General features: G+C 65.7%; 14 protein-coding genes and 2 tRNA genes. 6 read left to right on the top strand and 10 right to left on the bottom strand.

Annotated features, from left to right (window positions below; translation table 11 throughout):
• Window positions 1-29 precede the first annotated feature (29 nt).
• The 3 genes from ACFOPH_RS15080 to ACFOPH_RS15070 all read left to right on the top strand — a co-directional run bounded on the left by ACFOPH_RS15080 (window position 30) and on the right by ACFOPH_RS15070 (window position 2,863).
• Complete coding sequence (locus ACFOPH_RS15080; RefSeq protein WP_379736161.1) at window positions 30-1,181, top strand: CaiB/BaiF CoA transferase family protein; 1,152 nt, start codon at window positions 30-32, stop codon at window positions 1,179-1,181.
• Between the two features lie 32 nt (window positions 1,182-1,213).
• The gene (locus ACFOPH_RS15075; protein ID WP_379736159.1) at window positions 1,214-2,482 is read left to right on the top strand and encodes a DUF445 domain-containing protein; all 1,269 of its coding nucleotides are present in this window, start codon (window positions 1,214-1,216) and stop codon (window positions 2,480-2,482) included.
• A 72-nt stretch (window positions 2,483-2,554) separates the two neighbouring features.
• The gene (locus tag ACFOPH_RS15070) at window positions 2,555-2,863 is read left to right on the top strand and encodes a putative signal transducing protein (protein ID WP_312549036.1); all 309 of its coding nucleotides are present in this window, start codon (window positions 2,555-2,557) and stop codon (window positions 2,861-2,863) included.
• Window positions 2,864-2,922: 59 nt separating this feature from the next.
• Here the strand turns inward: ACFOPH_RS15070 and ACFOPH_RS15065 are convergent.
• The 5 genes from ACFOPH_RS15065 to ACFOPH_RS15045 all read right to left on the bottom strand — a co-directional run bounded on the left by ACFOPH_RS15065 (window position 2,923) and on the right by ACFOPH_RS15045 (window position 7,088).
• A tRNA-Met gene (locus ACFOPH_RS15065) sits at window positions 2,923-2,999 on the bottom strand.
• A gap of 60 nt (window positions 3,000-3,059) precedes the next feature.
• Window positions 3,060-3,136: transfer RNA gene (locus ACFOPH_RS15060), tRNA-Met, on the bottom strand.
• A gap of 81 nt (window positions 3,137-3,217) precedes the next feature.
• On the bottom strand, window positions 3,218-4,180 hold the full coding sequence (gene miaA, locus ACFOPH_RS15055; protein ID WP_379736157.1) for a tRNA (adenosine(37)-N6)-dimethylallyltransferase MiaA: 963 nt from the start codon (window positions 4,178-4,180) through the stop codon (window positions 3,218-3,220).
• A gap of 5 nt (window positions 4,181-4,185) precedes the next feature.
• On the bottom strand, window positions 4,186-6,105 hold the full coding sequence (gene mutL, locus ACFOPH_RS15050) for a DNA mismatch repair endonuclease MutL (protein WP_379736155.1): 1,920 nt from the start codon (window positions 6,103-6,105) through the stop codon (window positions 4,186-4,188).
• Between the two features lie 56 nt (window positions 6,106-6,161).
• The gene (locus ACFOPH_RS15045) at window positions 6,162-7,088 is read right to left on the bottom strand and encodes a peptidylprolyl isomerase (RefSeq protein ID WP_379736153.1); all 927 of its coding nucleotides are present in this window, start codon (window positions 7,086-7,088) and stop codon (window positions 6,162-6,164) included.
• Between the two features lie 198 nt (window positions 7,089-7,286).
• Between ACFOPH_RS15045 and ACFOPH_RS15040 the strand changes: the two genes are divergently transcribed.
• The gene (locus tag ACFOPH_RS15040; protein WP_312549059.1) at window positions 7,287-7,931 is read left to right on the top strand and encodes a VTT domain-containing protein; all 645 of its coding nucleotides are present in this window, start codon (window positions 7,287-7,289) and stop codon (window positions 7,929-7,931) included.
• Between the two features lie 161 nt (window positions 7,932-8,092).
• Complete coding sequence (locus ACFOPH_RS15035; RefSeq protein ID WP_379736151.1) at window positions 8,093-9,160, top strand: carbonic anhydrase; 1,068 nt, start codon at window positions 8,093-8,095, stop codon at window positions 9,158-9,160.
• A 3-nt stretch (window positions 9,161-9,163) separates the two neighbouring features.
• On the opposite strand, the gene ACFOPH_RS15030 is transcribed toward ACFOPH_RS15035, so the two are convergent.
• From ACFOPH_RS15030 to tsaE, 3 genes are all read right to left on the bottom strand, one after another.
• The gene (locus ACFOPH_RS15030; protein WP_312549031.1) at window positions 9,164-9,958 is read right to left on the bottom strand and encodes a D-hexose-6-phosphate mutarotase; all 795 of its coding nucleotides are present in this window, start codon (window positions 9,956-9,958) and stop codon (window positions 9,164-9,166) included.
• A 79-nt stretch (window positions 9,959-10,037) separates the two neighbouring features.
• A complete protein-coding gene (locus tag ACFOPH_RS15025) occupies window positions 10,038-11,444 on the bottom strand; it encodes an N-acetylmuramoyl-L-alanine amidase (protein ID WP_312549030.1) in 1,407 nt (468 codons plus the stop codon).
• A complete protein-coding gene (gene tsaE / locus ACFOPH_RS15020) occupies window positions 11,408-11,893 on the bottom strand; it encodes a tRNA (adenosine(37)-N6)-threonylcarbamoyltransferase complex ATPase subunit type 1 TsaE (protein WP_312549028.1) in 486 nt (161 codons plus the stop codon). The genes ACFOPH_RS15025 and tsaE overlap by 37 nt, the downstream gene beginning before the upstream one ends.
• Window positions 11,894-11,947: 54 nt before the next feature.
• Between tsaE and queG the strand changes: the two genes are divergently transcribed.
• Window positions 11,948-13,030: a tRNA epoxyqueuosine(34) reductase QueG gene (queG, locus tag ACFOPH_RS15015; protein WP_379736149.1), complete on the top strand. Its 1,083-nt coding sequence runs from the start codon at window positions 11,948-11,950 to the stop codon at window positions 13,028-13,030.
• 14 nt (window positions 13,031-13,044) lie between these two features.
• Here queG and ACFOPH_RS15010 read toward each other — a convergent pair whose 3' ends face one another.
• Both ACFOPH_RS15010 and ACFOPH_RS15005 read right to left on the bottom strand, forming a co-directional pair.
• Window positions 13,045-13,398, bottom strand: a complete 354-nt coding sequence (locus ACFOPH_RS15010) for a DUF3052 domain-containing protein (RefSeq protein WP_312549026.1) — start codon at window positions 13,396-13,398, stop codon at window positions 13,045-13,047.
• Window positions 13,399-13,861: 463 nt separating this feature from the next.
• Window positions 13,862-14,443, bottom strand: a complete 582-nt coding sequence (locus tag ACFOPH_RS15005) for a response regulator transcription factor (protein ID WP_312549025.1) — start codon at window positions 14,441-14,443, stop codon at window positions 13,862-13,864.
• Window positions 14,444-14,445 lie beyond the last annotated feature (2 nt).

The following is a 14,445-nucleotide window of genomic DNA, read 5'->3' as shown; positions in this document are numbered from 1 at the left end:
TCACCTTATCCGAAGCCGGAGGATTATTCATGCCAGGTCCCCTCACCGGAATCAAAGTCATCGAAATGGTCGGCATCGGCCCCTGCCCCTTCGCCGCCATGATGCTGGCCGACATGGGCGCCGAAGTGATCCGCATCGACCGCAAGACCAAACCCGGCGCCGACAACCCTTTCCCCACGCTCGGCACCAAATACGACGTCATGGCGCGCGGCCGCCGCTCGCTCGCCCTCGACCTGAAGCACCCCCAGGCGCGCGACGTGGTGCTGGCCATGGTCGAGCAGGCCGACATCCTGGTCGAAGGCTTCCGCCCCGGCGTGATGGAGCGCCTCGGCCTCGGTCCCGACGCCTGCCTGGTACGCAACCCGGCCCTCGTCTACGGTCGCATCACCGGCTGGGGCCAGACCGGCCCGCTGGCGCAAGCGGCCGGCCACGACCTGAACTACATCGCCCTGTCCGGCATGCTCCATGCCATGGGGCGCGTCGGCTCTCCGCCAAGCCCGCCCCTGAACCTGGTCGGCGACTTCGGCGGCGGCGCCATGATGCTGGCTTTCGGCGTGGTCTGCGCCGCGCTGGAAGCGCGCAACTCGGGCAAGGGCCAGGTCGTCGACGCCGCCATGACCGACGGCGCGGCGCTGCTGGGCGCCATGATGTATGGCCTGCGTGCCTTCGGTTCCTGGCGCGACCAGCGCGAAGCCAACATGCTCGACGGCGGCGCCCCGTTCTACGACACCTACGCCTGCCTCGACGGCAAATACCTGTCGGTGGGCGCGATCGAGCCGCAGTTCTATGCCCAGCTGTTGGAGCTGACGGGCGCCAGCGACCCGGAATTCAAGAAACAGTGGAGCCAGTCGCTCTGGCCGCAGCTGAAGGACAAGTTCGCGGCCTTATTCGCCACTCGCACCCGCGACGACTGGTGCGCCTTGCTCGAAGGCACCGACGCCTGCGTCGCGCCGGTGCTCGACATGGCGGAAGCGCCGCTGCACCCGCACAACCATGCCCGTGCGGCTTTCGTGGAGATCGACGGCGTGACCCAGCCGGCGCCGGCGCCGCGCTTCAGTCGCACCGTGCCGGAAGCGGGTGCGGCGGCGGCCACGCCGGGCCAGCACAGCGCCGCCGTGCTGGCCGACTGGGGCTGGAGCTTTGACGCAATCGAAACGCTGGAAAAGGCCGGCGTCATATAGGATTATCAAGGTAGAAACTCGTACCTGATCCGATGACGAAAGAATACGAACTCGAACAAGCCAAACGGCTGGCGCTGGCCTTCTTCGTCGGCGCGGCCGCGCTGTTCGTGCTCAGCTTTTTCCTGCCACAGAACTGGTGGACCGGTTTGTTGAAGGCTTTTTCGGAAGCGGCCATGGTCGGCGCCCTGGCGGACTGGTTTGCCGTGGTGGCGCTGTTCAAGCGCATCCCGATTCCCATCGTCTCGCGCCATACCGAGATCATCCCGCAGAACAAGGTCAAGATCGCCGAGAATCTCGCCTTGTTCGTGCGCGAGAAATTCCTCGATACCGAATCCATCGTCGGCCTGATCCGCAAGCACGACCCGGCGCAAAAGGTCGCCGATTGGCTGGTGAAACCGGCGAATACCGGGCGCATGGGGCAATACCTGGTCAAGCTCGCGTCCTGGATGCTCGATTTTCTCGATGACGCGGCGGTGCAGAATTTCCTGCGCAAGGCGGTGCATTCGATGGTGAACAGCGTCGACCTGTCGAAATCGGCCGGCACCATCCTGGAAAGCCTGACGCGGGGAGGGCGCCACCAGGAATTGCTGAACGAAGGCATTCACCAGCTGGCGAAACTGCTGAACAACGAAGAAACGCAATCGTATATTTCGCAGGGCATCGTCGACTGGCTGCGCGACGAATACGCCTTCATCGAGCGCATGCTGCCCTCGGAACTGATCGGCCGCAAAGGCGCCGATATCACGGTGCGCCTGGCTTCGGGCATCCTGAACAAGGTCAGCGAAGATCCGCGGCACCCGCTGCGCCAGCGTTTCGATGTGTTCACCCAGGAATTCATCGAGCGCCTGAAAGCCGATCCGGCATTCTCCGCGCGCAGCGAAGAAATCAAGCACTACCTGCTCAACGACGAGTCCCTGAACAGCTACCTGGGCTCGCTCTGGCACGACCTGCGCGACTGGTTCAAACAGGACCTGCACAGCGAGCACTCGATGCTGCGCGGGCGGATCGAGGCGACCGGCACCTGGCTGGGGCAGACGCTGGCCGAGGACCCGCAACTGCGCCAATCCCTGAACGAGAACCTGGAGCTGGCGTCGCGCGCGGCCGCACCCGAATTCGCGGTGTTCCTGACCCGGCATATCGCCGATACGGTGAAGAACTGGGACAGCGGCGACATGTCGGAACAAATCGAACTGAATATCGGCAAGGACCTGCAATTCATCCGCATTAATGGCACCGTGGTGGGCGGGTTGATCGGCGTGACGCTGTATTTGCTGTCGTCGTTGCCGGGCATGTTGTCGTGAAGACGCAATCCGGCGTCATGCGACGCGGGGACAGAGTAATATTGACTCATCCATCAATCGCGGGAGAAAGCAATGGAACAGGCGCTGGACGCGTGGCTTGCCGCGCACCCGGAAATCGAGGCGATACCGGGACGCGATTTGTTCATCGTCGCGCGCTATCTCGTGCCGATGGAAGCGGCGCTGATGCAGGGCTGCCTGGAAGCGTCCGGCATTCCCGCCGTGCTGGCCGATGCCCACCTGATGCAGACCGATCTGCTGCTGGCGCCGGCGCTGGGCGGGGTGCGCATCCTGGTGCCGGCGACTTACCTGCAACAGGCGCAAGCGGTGATCGAAGCCTTTGGGCGGGGTGAGTTTGAACTCGACGAGAACGCTGACGTATAAACCGCACACACCAAAAACCAAAAAGCCGCCGGTCCTTGCGAACCGGCGGCTTTCTATTTTGGTGGTGATAGGTGGACTTGAACCACCGACCCCAGCATTATGAGTGCTGTGCTCTAACCAGCTGAGCTATATCACCGAAAAACGGCTAAAACAAAATGGCTTGACCCGCGGGAGCCAAGCCATTCGTCAGAATTCCTGGTGGTGATAGGTGGACTTGAACCACCGACCCCAGCATTATGAGTGCTGTGCTCTAACCAGCTGAGCTATATCACCAAAGCGAACGATATTATCCAAGGCGGCGGCTGTGCTGTCAAGGCTGCTGCCTGCAATCAAGCGCCTTTTTTACTGTCCGTGCTAATCCGATAACTGGTCGAGGTGGCGCAGGATCTCGCCGGCCGGGTCGGGGCCGAGGAAATCGACGACGATCCGCTCCGGCATCGAACGCAGCCAGGTCAGCTGGCGCTTGGCCAGCTGGCGCGTGGCGATGATGCCGGTTTCGCGCAGCGCCGCGCGGTCGATCTTGCCGTCCAGGTAATCCCAGCTCTGGCGGTAGCCGACGCAGCGCATCGAGGGCAAATTCGGCGTCAGGTCGCCGCGTGCGCGCAGGCGCGCCACTTCCGCCACGATGCCCTGGTCGTCGGAGTCGCCCAGCATCTGGTCGAAACGCAGCGCGATCCGCTTATGCAGCACGCTTCGGTCCGGCGTCTCCAGCGCGAACGACACCAGTTCGAACGGCAGCGTGGGCTTGTCGCGGCGCGCCAGCAGTTCGGACATCGGCTTGCCGGTCAGCTCGATGATCTCGAGCGCGCGGTTGATGCGCTGGGCGTCTGCCGGCGCCAGGCGCTCGGCGGTGACCGGGTCCAGTAGACGCAGTTTCGCGTGCATGCCGGGCCAGCCGATGCGGGCCGCTTCCTCGTCGATGCGGGCGCGCACGGCGGCGTCGGCAGTCGGCAGGTCGTCCAGGCCGTCGGTCAGGCCCTTGAAGTACATCATCGTGCCGCCTACCAGCAGCGGCAGCCTGCCGCGCGCGGCGATCTCCGCCACCAGGCGCAGCGTGTCGTTGCGGAACTGCATCACCGAATAGGCGTCGAGCGGGTCGATGATGTCGATCAGGTGGTGCGGCACGGCCGCCAGTTCTTCAGGCGTCGGTTTCGCGGTGCCGATGTCCATTTCGCGGTAGACCAGGGCGGAGTCGACCGAGATGATCTCGACCGGCCGTTCGCGCGCGATGGCGAGCGCGGCCGCGGTCTTGCCCGACGCGGTCGGGCCCATGATCGCCACGGCCAGCGGCCGGGCGTTATCCAGTTTCTCTTGCATGTTTCTTATTGCCCGCGCAGGAACAGTTTGTCGAGGGCCGCGATTTCGAGCTGCACCCAGGTCGGGCGGCCGTGGTTGCACTGGTCGGCGCGCTCGGTGCTCTCCATCTGGCGCAGCAGCGCGTTCATTTCGGGGACGGTCAGGATGCGGTTCGCGCGCACTGCCGTGTGGCAGGCGAGCGTGCCGAGCAGTTCGTTGCGGCGTTCGATCAGCACGCGCGAGCCGCCGAATTCGCGCACGTCGCGCAGCACGTCGCGCGCCAGGGTCTGGGCGTCGGCGTTCTTCAGCAGGGTCGGCACGGCGCGCACGGCCAGCGTGGTCGGCGAGATCGCGGCGATGTCGAAGCCGAGCGCCTTGAGTGTCTCCTGGTTCTCGACGGCGGTGCCGACCTCGATCGCGTCGGCGAAGAAGGTCACCGGGATCAGGAGCTGCTGCACCTGCATGTCCTGGCCTTCGACCTGGGCGTCGAGCGCGTTCTTCAGCTGCTCGTAGAGGATGCGCTCGTGGGCGGCGTGCATGTCGACCAGCACCAGGCCCCGGGTGTTCTGGGCCAGGATGTAGATGCCGTGCAGCTGGGCCAGTGCGAAGCCGAGCGGGAAGTCGTCGTTGGTCGGTGCGGCGGACGTCATCGGCATCGGCGCGACCGACATCGAGGCGGCGCTGCCGCTGCCGTTGCCGGGTTCGCTCCGATCCGGCGCGCCGGCGAACAGCGCGCCATAGTTCGCGGTGCTCTGGGCCACGCCGCTTTGCGTGGCCGGTGCATCCCAGCGGCTGCCCGGCGGATAGGGCGAAGGCGAGAAGGTCGGAGACAACTGCGCGCCGAACGAAGTCTGTTCGTGCGGACGGCGCCAGTTCGAGAGCGAAGGCGAGGGCGCGATCTCGGCGGCGCTAAGCGGCGCCGGCACGCTGCCGTGGGCGGTGGCCGAGGTCTGCGCCAGCGTGCGCTGCACCGCGTGGAACACGAACTGGTGGACGGCGCGGCTGTCGCGGAAGCGCACTTCGATCTTCGACGGGTGGACGTTGACGTCGACCAGCGCCGGATCGAGTTCGAGCGCCAGCACGTAGGAGGGGAAACGGTCGCCGTGCAGCACGTCCTGGTAGGCGGCGCGCACCGCGTGCACCAGCAGCTTGTCGCGCACGAAGCGGCCGTTCACGTAGAAGAACTGGCCGTCGGCGCGCGCCTTCGAGGCGGTCGGCAGGCCGACGTAGCCGTGCAGGCGCAGCGGGCCGGCCGACTCGTCGATCGGCAGCCGCGCCTCGGCGAAGTCGCTGCCCAGGATCTGGCTGCTCCGTCTCGCCATCTCGCACACGTTCCAGTGGTCGATGGTGCGGCCGTTGTGCGTCAGGCTGAAGGCCACGTCCGGGCGCGCCAGCGCGATGCGGCGCACGACCTCGGCGCAGTGGCCGTATTCGGTCTGCTCGGATTTCAGGAACTTGCGGCGCGCCGGCGTGTTGAAGTACAGGTCCTGCACGTCGATCGTGGTGCCGAGCGGGCCGGAGGAGGGCACGACCTGGTCCAGGTGCGAGCCGACGATTTCCCAGGCGTGCGGGGCGTCCTTGGTGCGCGAGGTGATCGATACCGCCGCCACCGAGGCGATCGAGGCCAGCGCCTCGCCCCGGAAACCCAGGGTCGACACGTTTTCGAGGTCGGTCAGCGAGGCGATTTTCGAGGTCGCATGGCGCGCCAGGGCCAGCGGCATCTGGTCGGGCTCGATGCCGCGGCCGTTGTCGGTGATCGCGATGCGCTTGACGCCGCCTTCCTCGAGGCGGACCGTGATCTGGGTGGCGCCGGCATCCAGCGCGTTTTCCAGCAGTTCCTTGACGACGGCCGAGGGCCGTTCGACGACCTCGCCGGCCGCGATCTGCGAGATCAGCTGGTCGGGCAATTGCTGGATGGGACGATGGGTGGGGGCGGGCGCGTTCATCCCCCGGATTATACCCGTGGCGAATTCGCTGATCCCACCCCGGCCGCTGCGCTGTCTTATTTTTGCTCGCCGCCTTTTTCACGAACGGGAATCGGCGCATTGCACAGGTCGACATGCCCGGCCGCCACCACGTTCCAGGGGCCGCCGCGGTTGCGCTGGGCCTCGATCACCTTCTGGTAGGTGGCGCTGTCGGTGCGCATTACCTCGAAGTTGCTGCGTTCCTCTTTCGGGACGTCGGCGGCGACGCGGAAAGAGGTGATCGGCACCCGCATCTCCGGCTTGTCGTAGAAACCCATCGGCGCCGGACCACGCGGCATGCTCGACAACAGCGGCATGCCGGACACGACGCGCCCGACCACGGTGATGTTGCGGTCCAGGTGGCGCGGCGACTGGCCGGTGACGACGTACAGCGCGGTGCCGCCGCCGCTGTTGGCCTCGTTGTCGCGGCCGACGCCGACCATCGCGTAGCAGTGCGCCAGCCAGGTCTCGCCCTTTTTCGGGTCGCGCCCGACCGGGAAGCCGTTCGAATGACCGACCTGGGGCGCGTAGCCATCGACGTCCTTCAGGCGCGTGAAGTGTTTGTCGTTCTTCAGCGGCACCGTGAACTCGGCCTTGAGTTTCATTTTCGCGTCCTTCACGGGACGCGGATTCTGCTCGTCCGGGTCGCCCCACTGGACCACGAAGTTGTCCTGCGAGCGCTGGATGACGAGGCCGTCGAAATAATGCTCGCGCGCCAGCGCCTTGATGTTGGCGACGTGGTTCGGCGCGAAGGGCGGGGCCAGCTCGATCACCACGCGCCCGCCCGGCAAGTCCATGTAGAGCGTGTTGTCCAGGTCGAGGGGGCGCCAGTCGGCCGCTTTGGAAGCCTTGACGATCTCGCCGACGCTCGGTTTCGGCGGCAGCGGCTTCGGTTCGGCCGCCTGCACCAGGCTGCCTGCCAGCGCCAGCGCAACACCGGCCCCCCATCCCATGATCCTTGCCATGATCTCCGCTCCTCGTTGTTGTTAATGTGAGGTAATTGTAGACGCGAAACTCAACCGGTTGACAAGCGTTTCGGAAACCGTTTTCGAAACCGCTTTTAAAACTTAACCCACCCTTAAACAGCGCAAATGCCTCAGTCCGGCCAAAGGTTTCGGCAGGCTGACTGGTGGTATGATGCGGCGTTACCGTTTAGGAAAATTATGGATCTGATGCAATTTTTCGACATGATTCTTCATGTCGATAAAACGTTGGGCGTCCTGCTGGCTGAGTATGGCGTTTATGTTTACATCGTCCTGTTCGCAATCGTTTTCTGCGAAACCGGCCTCGTGGTCCTGTTTTTCTTCCCTGGCGACACTTTGCTGTTCATCGCCGGCGCCTTCTGCGCCACGGGCGAGATGAGTTATCCGCTGTTGATGGCGCTCCTGATCGTCGCCGCCGTCACCGGCAATACATTGAATTACTACATAGGCGAGGCCGTCGGCCAGCGCATGTTCACGAACGATTACCGCTGGCTCAACAAGGACGCGTTGCGCCGCACCCACGACTTCTTCGAAAAACATGGTGGCAAGACCATCATCCTGGCGCGTTTCATTCCGGTCGTGCGCACCTTCGCGCCTTTCGTTGCCGGCGTGTCGGACATGACCCACTGGCGTTTCCAGCTCTACAACATCACCGGCGCCGTGTTCTGGGTGGCGAGTCTGGTAACTGCCGGCTACTTCTTCGGCAACATCCCGATCGTGCGCGACCACCTGACGGAAATCGTGCTGATCGGCGTCAGCGTCGCGCTTGTGCCCCTCATGCTGGGCGGCCTGTACAAAGTCGGGCGCCGCATGTGGAGCCGCTGATTCTTTCCTGATCGCTCAAAGCGCCGGATGCATCCGGCGCTTTGTCGTTTACGAGCGTATTTTTCCTCAAGTTTCCGGGTGGAAGCGTCGTTAAAGCATGGTAAGCCACTTCCCCGAACCCCATGCGTAAGCTCATTGCCCTGTTCGCTTGCAGTATCGTCATGCATCACGCAAGCGCCAACGAATCGCCTGTCCCCGCCGCCAAGCCCGACGCGGAGGCGGCCAGGAAGCTCGCGGCCGAGCTGTCGAAACCGGCCAGCGCCAAGCCGGTCGAAAAGGCGTCGATGGCGGCGCTCGCCGCGGCGGCCGACAAGGAAGTGAAGGCGGAAACGACGCCGGCCAAGGCGAGCGCCGCCACGGCCGACCGCGTGGCATCGCGCGTCTCCGCGCAGAGCGAGGAAGACGCGCAGGTCGAGCTGTCGGTGAAGATCGCCGAGCGCCTGGCCGAGATGCGCGCCAAACAGGCGGCACGGGTCGCCGCCGCGGCCCGCGCGAAGAAGGCGGCCGAGGCGAAACGCAAGAAGGAAGCGGCGCTGGCGGCCGCGCCGAAGATCAGCAATCACTGGGACTACGAGGGCGAATACGGCCCCGAGAACTGGGGCAAGATCAACCCGGCCTGGTCGCAGTGCGGCAGCGGCAAGCGCCAGTCGCCGATCGACATCCGCGACGGCATGAAGGTCGACCTCGCCGAGATCGATTTCAATTACCGTCCCTCGCTGTTCACCGAGATCGACAACGGCAAGACCGTGCAGGTGAATGTCGCCGCCGACAATTTCATCACCATCGGCAACCAGAGCTACGAGCTGGTGCAGTTCCACTTCCACCGGCCCTCGGAAGAGAAAATCAACGGCAAGGGCACCGAAATGGTGGTCCACCTGGAGCACCGCGGCCCGAACGGCAAGCTGGCCATCGTCGCCGTGCTGCTCGAGCGCGGCCAGGCCAACGGCGCGATCCAGACCGTGTGGAACAACATCCCGCTCGAGAAGCAGCAGGCGGTGGCGCCCGGCATCGAGATCGACCCCTACGAACTGCTGCCGGAGCGCCGCGAGTACTACACCTACATGGGCTCGCAGACCACGCCGCCGTGCAGCGAAAACGTCCTGTGGCTGGTGATGAAACAGCCGATGACGGCCTCGCCGGCGCAGATGGCGCTGTTCTCGCGCCTGTATCCCCTCAATGCGCGGCCGGTGCAGGCGGGCGAAGGGCGGATGGTCAAAGAGTCGAATTAACCCCTACGAAACGTGGTACTCGCCCACCCAGCGCTCGCCCGGTTGCAGCGTCGGCCCCTCCAGCAGCGCCGGCTCGACGCACACGAAGCGCCGGTATTCGTCGTCGGCCATGTCGGCCAGTGCCGCCGCGTCGGCCGCGCCCGGATTCCAGACCACCGCATCGGTAAAGCCTTCCTGGCGCAGCGTCAGCACGATGCTGCCGTCGACCAGGGCCAGCGGCGGAGCAACGCCTTCGTAGACGCGGTCGAACTTGTCGGCGATGACCAGTTCCTCGCGCTCGACGCCATCGATGCGCACGGTCGCGATGTCGTCGACCAGGTGATAGGTGTGCAGCGCCGCCGCGAACGGGAAGGCGCTGCCGCCGGTATTGCGCACTTCGAAACGCATCGCCAGCTGGTTGGCGTGGATCGCCACCCGCAGCGCCAGCTCGAAGCCGTGCGGCCAGGCCTGCGCGTGCTTCGGATCGAGGTCGCCGGCGCCGAGTCCGAACACGGCAAAGGCCCAGCCATCCTCGACGCCGCTTTCCAGCACGCGCCAGGTGCTCACGCGCGCGAAACCGTGGCGCATGCCGCTGCCGCGCTCGGCGAACTGGGGGAAGATCACAGGCACCCCGCCGCGGATCGCGCGGCTGCCGTCGAGCGCTGACTTGGCGCTGCAGAACATGCGCTCGCGGCCGTCGGCGCCGCGCCAGGAGATCAGGTGGGCGCCGTAGAGGGTGATGGTGGCTTGCGCGCCGTCGGGGGCGCTAAGGAGCAGGGCCGGCAGTTCGCCGAAGGTGGTCTGGATCGCGGCTTCCATGGGCGGTTTGTCGATGCGTTATGCGGGGGCCATAGTATGCCATGCCCCCCGATGCGCCGGTCGCGCCGCGAAGACCGCCTCAGGTCGTGCGGCTCTTCGCCATCGGCGGATTGGCCGAGAAATAACGCTTGATGCCCTTGGTGATGGCGTTGGCCAGCTGCTCCTGGTAGCCGTCGTCCTTGAGCTTGGCTTCTTCCTCGGGGTTCGAGATAAAAGCCGTCTCGACCAGGATCGAGGGAATGTCCGGGGCCTTGAGGACGGCAAAGCCGGCCTGCTCGACGGCGGCCTTGTGCAGCCGGTTGATGCCGCCGATCTCGCCCAGCACGGCCTTGCCGAGCTTCAGGCTGTCGTTGATCTGGGCCGTGGTCGAGAGGTCGAACAGCACGCTGGCGAGCTGCTTGTCGTGGCGGCCCAGGTTCACGCCGCCGATCATGTCGGCCTTGTTCTGGTCGTTCGCCAGCCAGCGCGCGGCGGTCGAGGTCGCGCCTTTTTCCGACAGCACGAACACCGAGGAGCCGCGCGCGCGCGGTTCGGTGAAGGCGTCGGCGTGGATCGAGACGAACAGGTCGGCCTGCACCTTGCGCGCCTTTTCCACGCGCTTGCCGAGCGGGACGAAGAAGTCGCCGTCGCGGGTCAGCATCACGCGCGTGTTCGGCAACGCTTCCAGCTTGGCCTTCAGGCGCTTGGCCACGGCCAGCACGATGTCCTTCTCGCGGGTGCCGGTGGGGCCGATCGCACCCGGGTCCTCGCCGCCATGGCCGGGGTCGAGCGCGATGGTGACCATGCGCACCACGTTGTTGGCGGGCGGAGCGGGCGCCTTGACGGCCGGCTTGCCCGGCGTGGGCGGCGCCTGCACCGGACCCGGCGGCGTCCTGCCGTCGATCGCGGCGATCTCCGCTTCGATGCGCGCCACCGGATCGGGAACGGGCGGCTGGATCGGCGTCGGCTCGGCCGGGACCGCGGTCGGGGTGCCGTCGCCCGGCGACCATTCGCCCTTTTCGATCAGCGCCAGGATCGGGTCCGGCTCGTGCACCGGATACAGGTCGAAGATCAGGCGGTGTTTATAGGTGCCGACCGGGGCCAGCGTAAACACCTGCGGCTTGATCTCTTCCTTCAGGTCGAACACCAGGCGCACCACGCGCGGGCGGTTCTGGCCGACGCGGACCTGCTTGATGTAGGGATCGTTCGCCTCGACCTTCGCCACCAGGCTTTTCAAGGTGTTGTTCAGGTCCAGGCCGTCGATGTCGACCACCAGGCGCGGCGGGTCGGCGAGCAGGAAGTGTTCGGTCTTGAGGTCGCTGTCGTTTTCCAGCGTCACGCGGGTGTAGTCGTCTGCCGGCCAGACGCGCACGGCCAGGATCTGGGCCGCGCGCGCGGGCAACGGAGACAGGACCGACAACAGCAGCGTGCCGCCGGCCTTGATCAGGGTGCGGCGCCGCGCGCCGGACATCAGGGAGGGGGAGCGTAAGAGAGGCGGTCGAGGCATAGCAGGCCTATTTCGGACAACGCCTGCAATTCTACCTCACGGCCGAGGCCGCTGACCTTAAGCAAGACTTTAACGTCGGGCAATGGCAACACCGGTTCGCCCTTTTCCGGCCATTCGACGATGCAGATGTTGCGCCCGTCGAAGTCTTCGCGAAAGCCGGCGTCGAGGAATTCTTCCGGGCTGGCCATGCGGTAGAGGTCGTAGTGGATGACGTTGACCGGCTGGCCGTCCAGCTGCACGCGGTAGGGTTCCGACAGGGTATAGGTCGGGCTCTTGACCGTGCCCTGGTGGCCGGCCGCGTGCAGCAGGGCGCGCGTGAGCGCGGTCTTGCCGGCGCCGAGGTCGCCGTGCAGGTAGATGACCAGGCCGGGCGCCAGCGCGCGCGCCAGCGCGGCGCCGAAGGCGGCGGTCGCCGATTCGTCCGGCAGGTAGGCTGTGAAGTGCTGCATCAATTAGAATGTCATGTTTGGCGGCGCGATTTTGCCGCGATTGTCGTCTTTGCCATGTCCCTCGACTCCCCCGACCTGAACCAACTCGCGCGCGCCATCAAGGCATGGGGCGCGGAGCTTGGCTTTGCCGACGTGCGCATCGCCGACGTCGACCTCGCGCATGCCGAGGAAGGCCTGCGCGCCTGGCTGGCGGCGGGCCACCATGGCGAGATGGATTATATGGCAAGCCACGGCATGAAGCGTGCGCGGCCCGCCGAGCTGGTGCCGGGCACGGTGCGCGCGATCGTGGCGCGCATGGATTACCTGCCGCAGGACGCCGGCGACTGGCGCGCGCACGAGGCGGCGCGCCAGCGCGACCCCGGCGCGGCCGTGGTCTCGGTGTACGCGCGCGGCCGCGACTACCACAAGGTGCTACGCAACCGCCTGGCCCAGCTGGCCGAGCGCGTGAGAACCGAGATCGGCGAGTACGGCTACCGGGTGTTCACCGATTCGGCGCCGGTGATGGAGTTGCCGCTGGCGGAAAAGGCCGGTCTCGGCTGGCGCGGCAAGCATACCCTGCTGCTCTCGCGCGAGGCCGGCTCGACCTTCTTCATCGGCGAGATCCTGGTCGACCTGCCGCTCCCGCTCGACGCGCCGACCACGGGCCACTGCGGCCAGTGCAGCAACTGCATCGACCTGTGCCCGACCGGCGCCATCTTGGGACCGGGGTGGCTCGATGCGCGGCGCTGCATTTCCTACCTCACCATCGAGCTGAAGGGCAGCATTCCGCTGGAACTGCGGCCGCTGATCGGCAACCGCATCTATGGCTGCGACGATTGCCAGCTGGCCTGCCCGTGGAACAAGTTCGCGCAGCGCGCGGTGCTGCCCGACTTCGACGAGCGCAATGGCTTCGGCGTGGCAGGCCTGGTGGAATTGTTTGCGTGGGAAGAAGAGGAATTCAACCGCCGGACCGAGGGCAGCCCGATCCGGCGCATCGGCCACGAGCGCTGGCTGCGCAACCTGGCGGTGGGGCTGGGCAATGCCGCTGACGGGCGCGCCGGCGACCCGCTCATCGTTGGCGCGCTACGTGCACGTGCGGATCATCCGTCCGAGCTGGTGCGGGAGCACGTGGCCTGGGCACTTGCGCGCCATTCCTGAGCGCTCTAGTTGGTTTAGAGCTCGATACGCTTGGCCCGCAGCGCCGACCAGTCGCCGTCGATCGAGATCATGGCCACGGCCGTGATGCCCTGTTCCTTCAGATAGGCATTGATCGAGTCGCGGTTGATGTCGGTCGCCTTCGACGCCGTCTGTTTCAGGTAGGCGATCCACAGCGAGCCCTTGTCGCCTAGGCGCTCTTTCGCCACCGGCACGTATTGTTCGAGGTCCTTGCGGTTCATGCAAAAGGCCATGATGACGTCGAAGGGGCCATCGCCTTCCTTGATGAGCTCCTGCGGCAACTGCGACACGACCGCGGGGTGGACGCCACCATTGAGCACCTGCATCGATTTCGCATTCCGCAAAAACATTCTGTCTGCAACTGTCTTTTCGTTCATCTGCTTTCCCTAAAGAAGTTGGCGTCGCGCGGCGCGCGCGGCGACGCGTTCAAATTGATTTTACAAGCGATCCCCGAAATGGACGGCTTTCGGCACGTCCTGTGCGCGCCCTCCTGAAACCAATAGTCGTGGCTGAGCTGGCGCGGCTTGCGGCAAGCTGGGAGATGGGGGAGGGGCGAGGAGCGGGGATGCTTGTCAGGTAGGGGCGGATTGAGCAATCGCAAGGGATATGCTGGTGTTCGTGGGGCTGTTGCCTGTGTCGTTATCGGTGCGCGTGATCCGCGTGGGCACAGGTGCCCACCCTACGGTCGGCCGTAATGGCGAGCTCATGCAAACCCCAGACCAGCTAACGTGTCCCGTAGGGTGGGCACTCGTGCCCACGCGGATTCAACACACCACGAACGCCCCACGCAACAGCGCCACGAGCGGTAAAAATCTACTTCAACAACCCCGCCAGCTCCACCGCCGTCTTGACCTGCATCTTGTCGAAGATATGCGCCCGGTGCACCTCGACCGTCCGCATGCTGATGCCCAGCTCGTCGGCGACGACCTTGTTCATCTTGCCGGCCAGGATCAGGTCGAGCACTTCGCGCTCGCGCGCCGACAGCGTTGCCAGGCGCGCGCGCACCTGGTCGGAAGCGGCGGCGGCGCGCGAGGCGGCCAGCGCCTGGTCGACGCGGTCCATCAACTGGTTGTCGTTGAAGGGTTTTTCGAAGAAGTCGAAGGCGCCGCGCTTGAGCGAGTCGACCGCCATCGGCACGTCGCCGTGGCCGGTCAGGAAGATCACGGGCAGGCGCGGCAGCAGGCCGCGTCCGATCAACTGGTCGAACACCGCCACGCCGTTCATGTCGGGCATGCGCACGTCGAGCAGCACGCAGTCGCCGCCGGGATCGGGCGCGCCGACGCTGTCGAGGAAGGCCTGGCCGCCGGCATAGCCGCGCGCCGCCAGCCCGCGCGACTGTGCCAGCCACGCGAGGGCGTCACGGATCACTTCTTCGTCGTCGACGATATGCAGCATGC

Origin of the sequence: Massilia haematophila (genome assembly GCF_042647645.1) — a bacterium.
Lineage (GTDB): Bacteria > Pseudomonadota > Gammaproteobacteria > Burkholderiales > Burkholderiaceae_D > Telluria > Telluria haematophila.
Note: the sequence above shows the minus strand (reverse complement) of the source record. Positions and strands in the feature narration are given on the sequence as shown.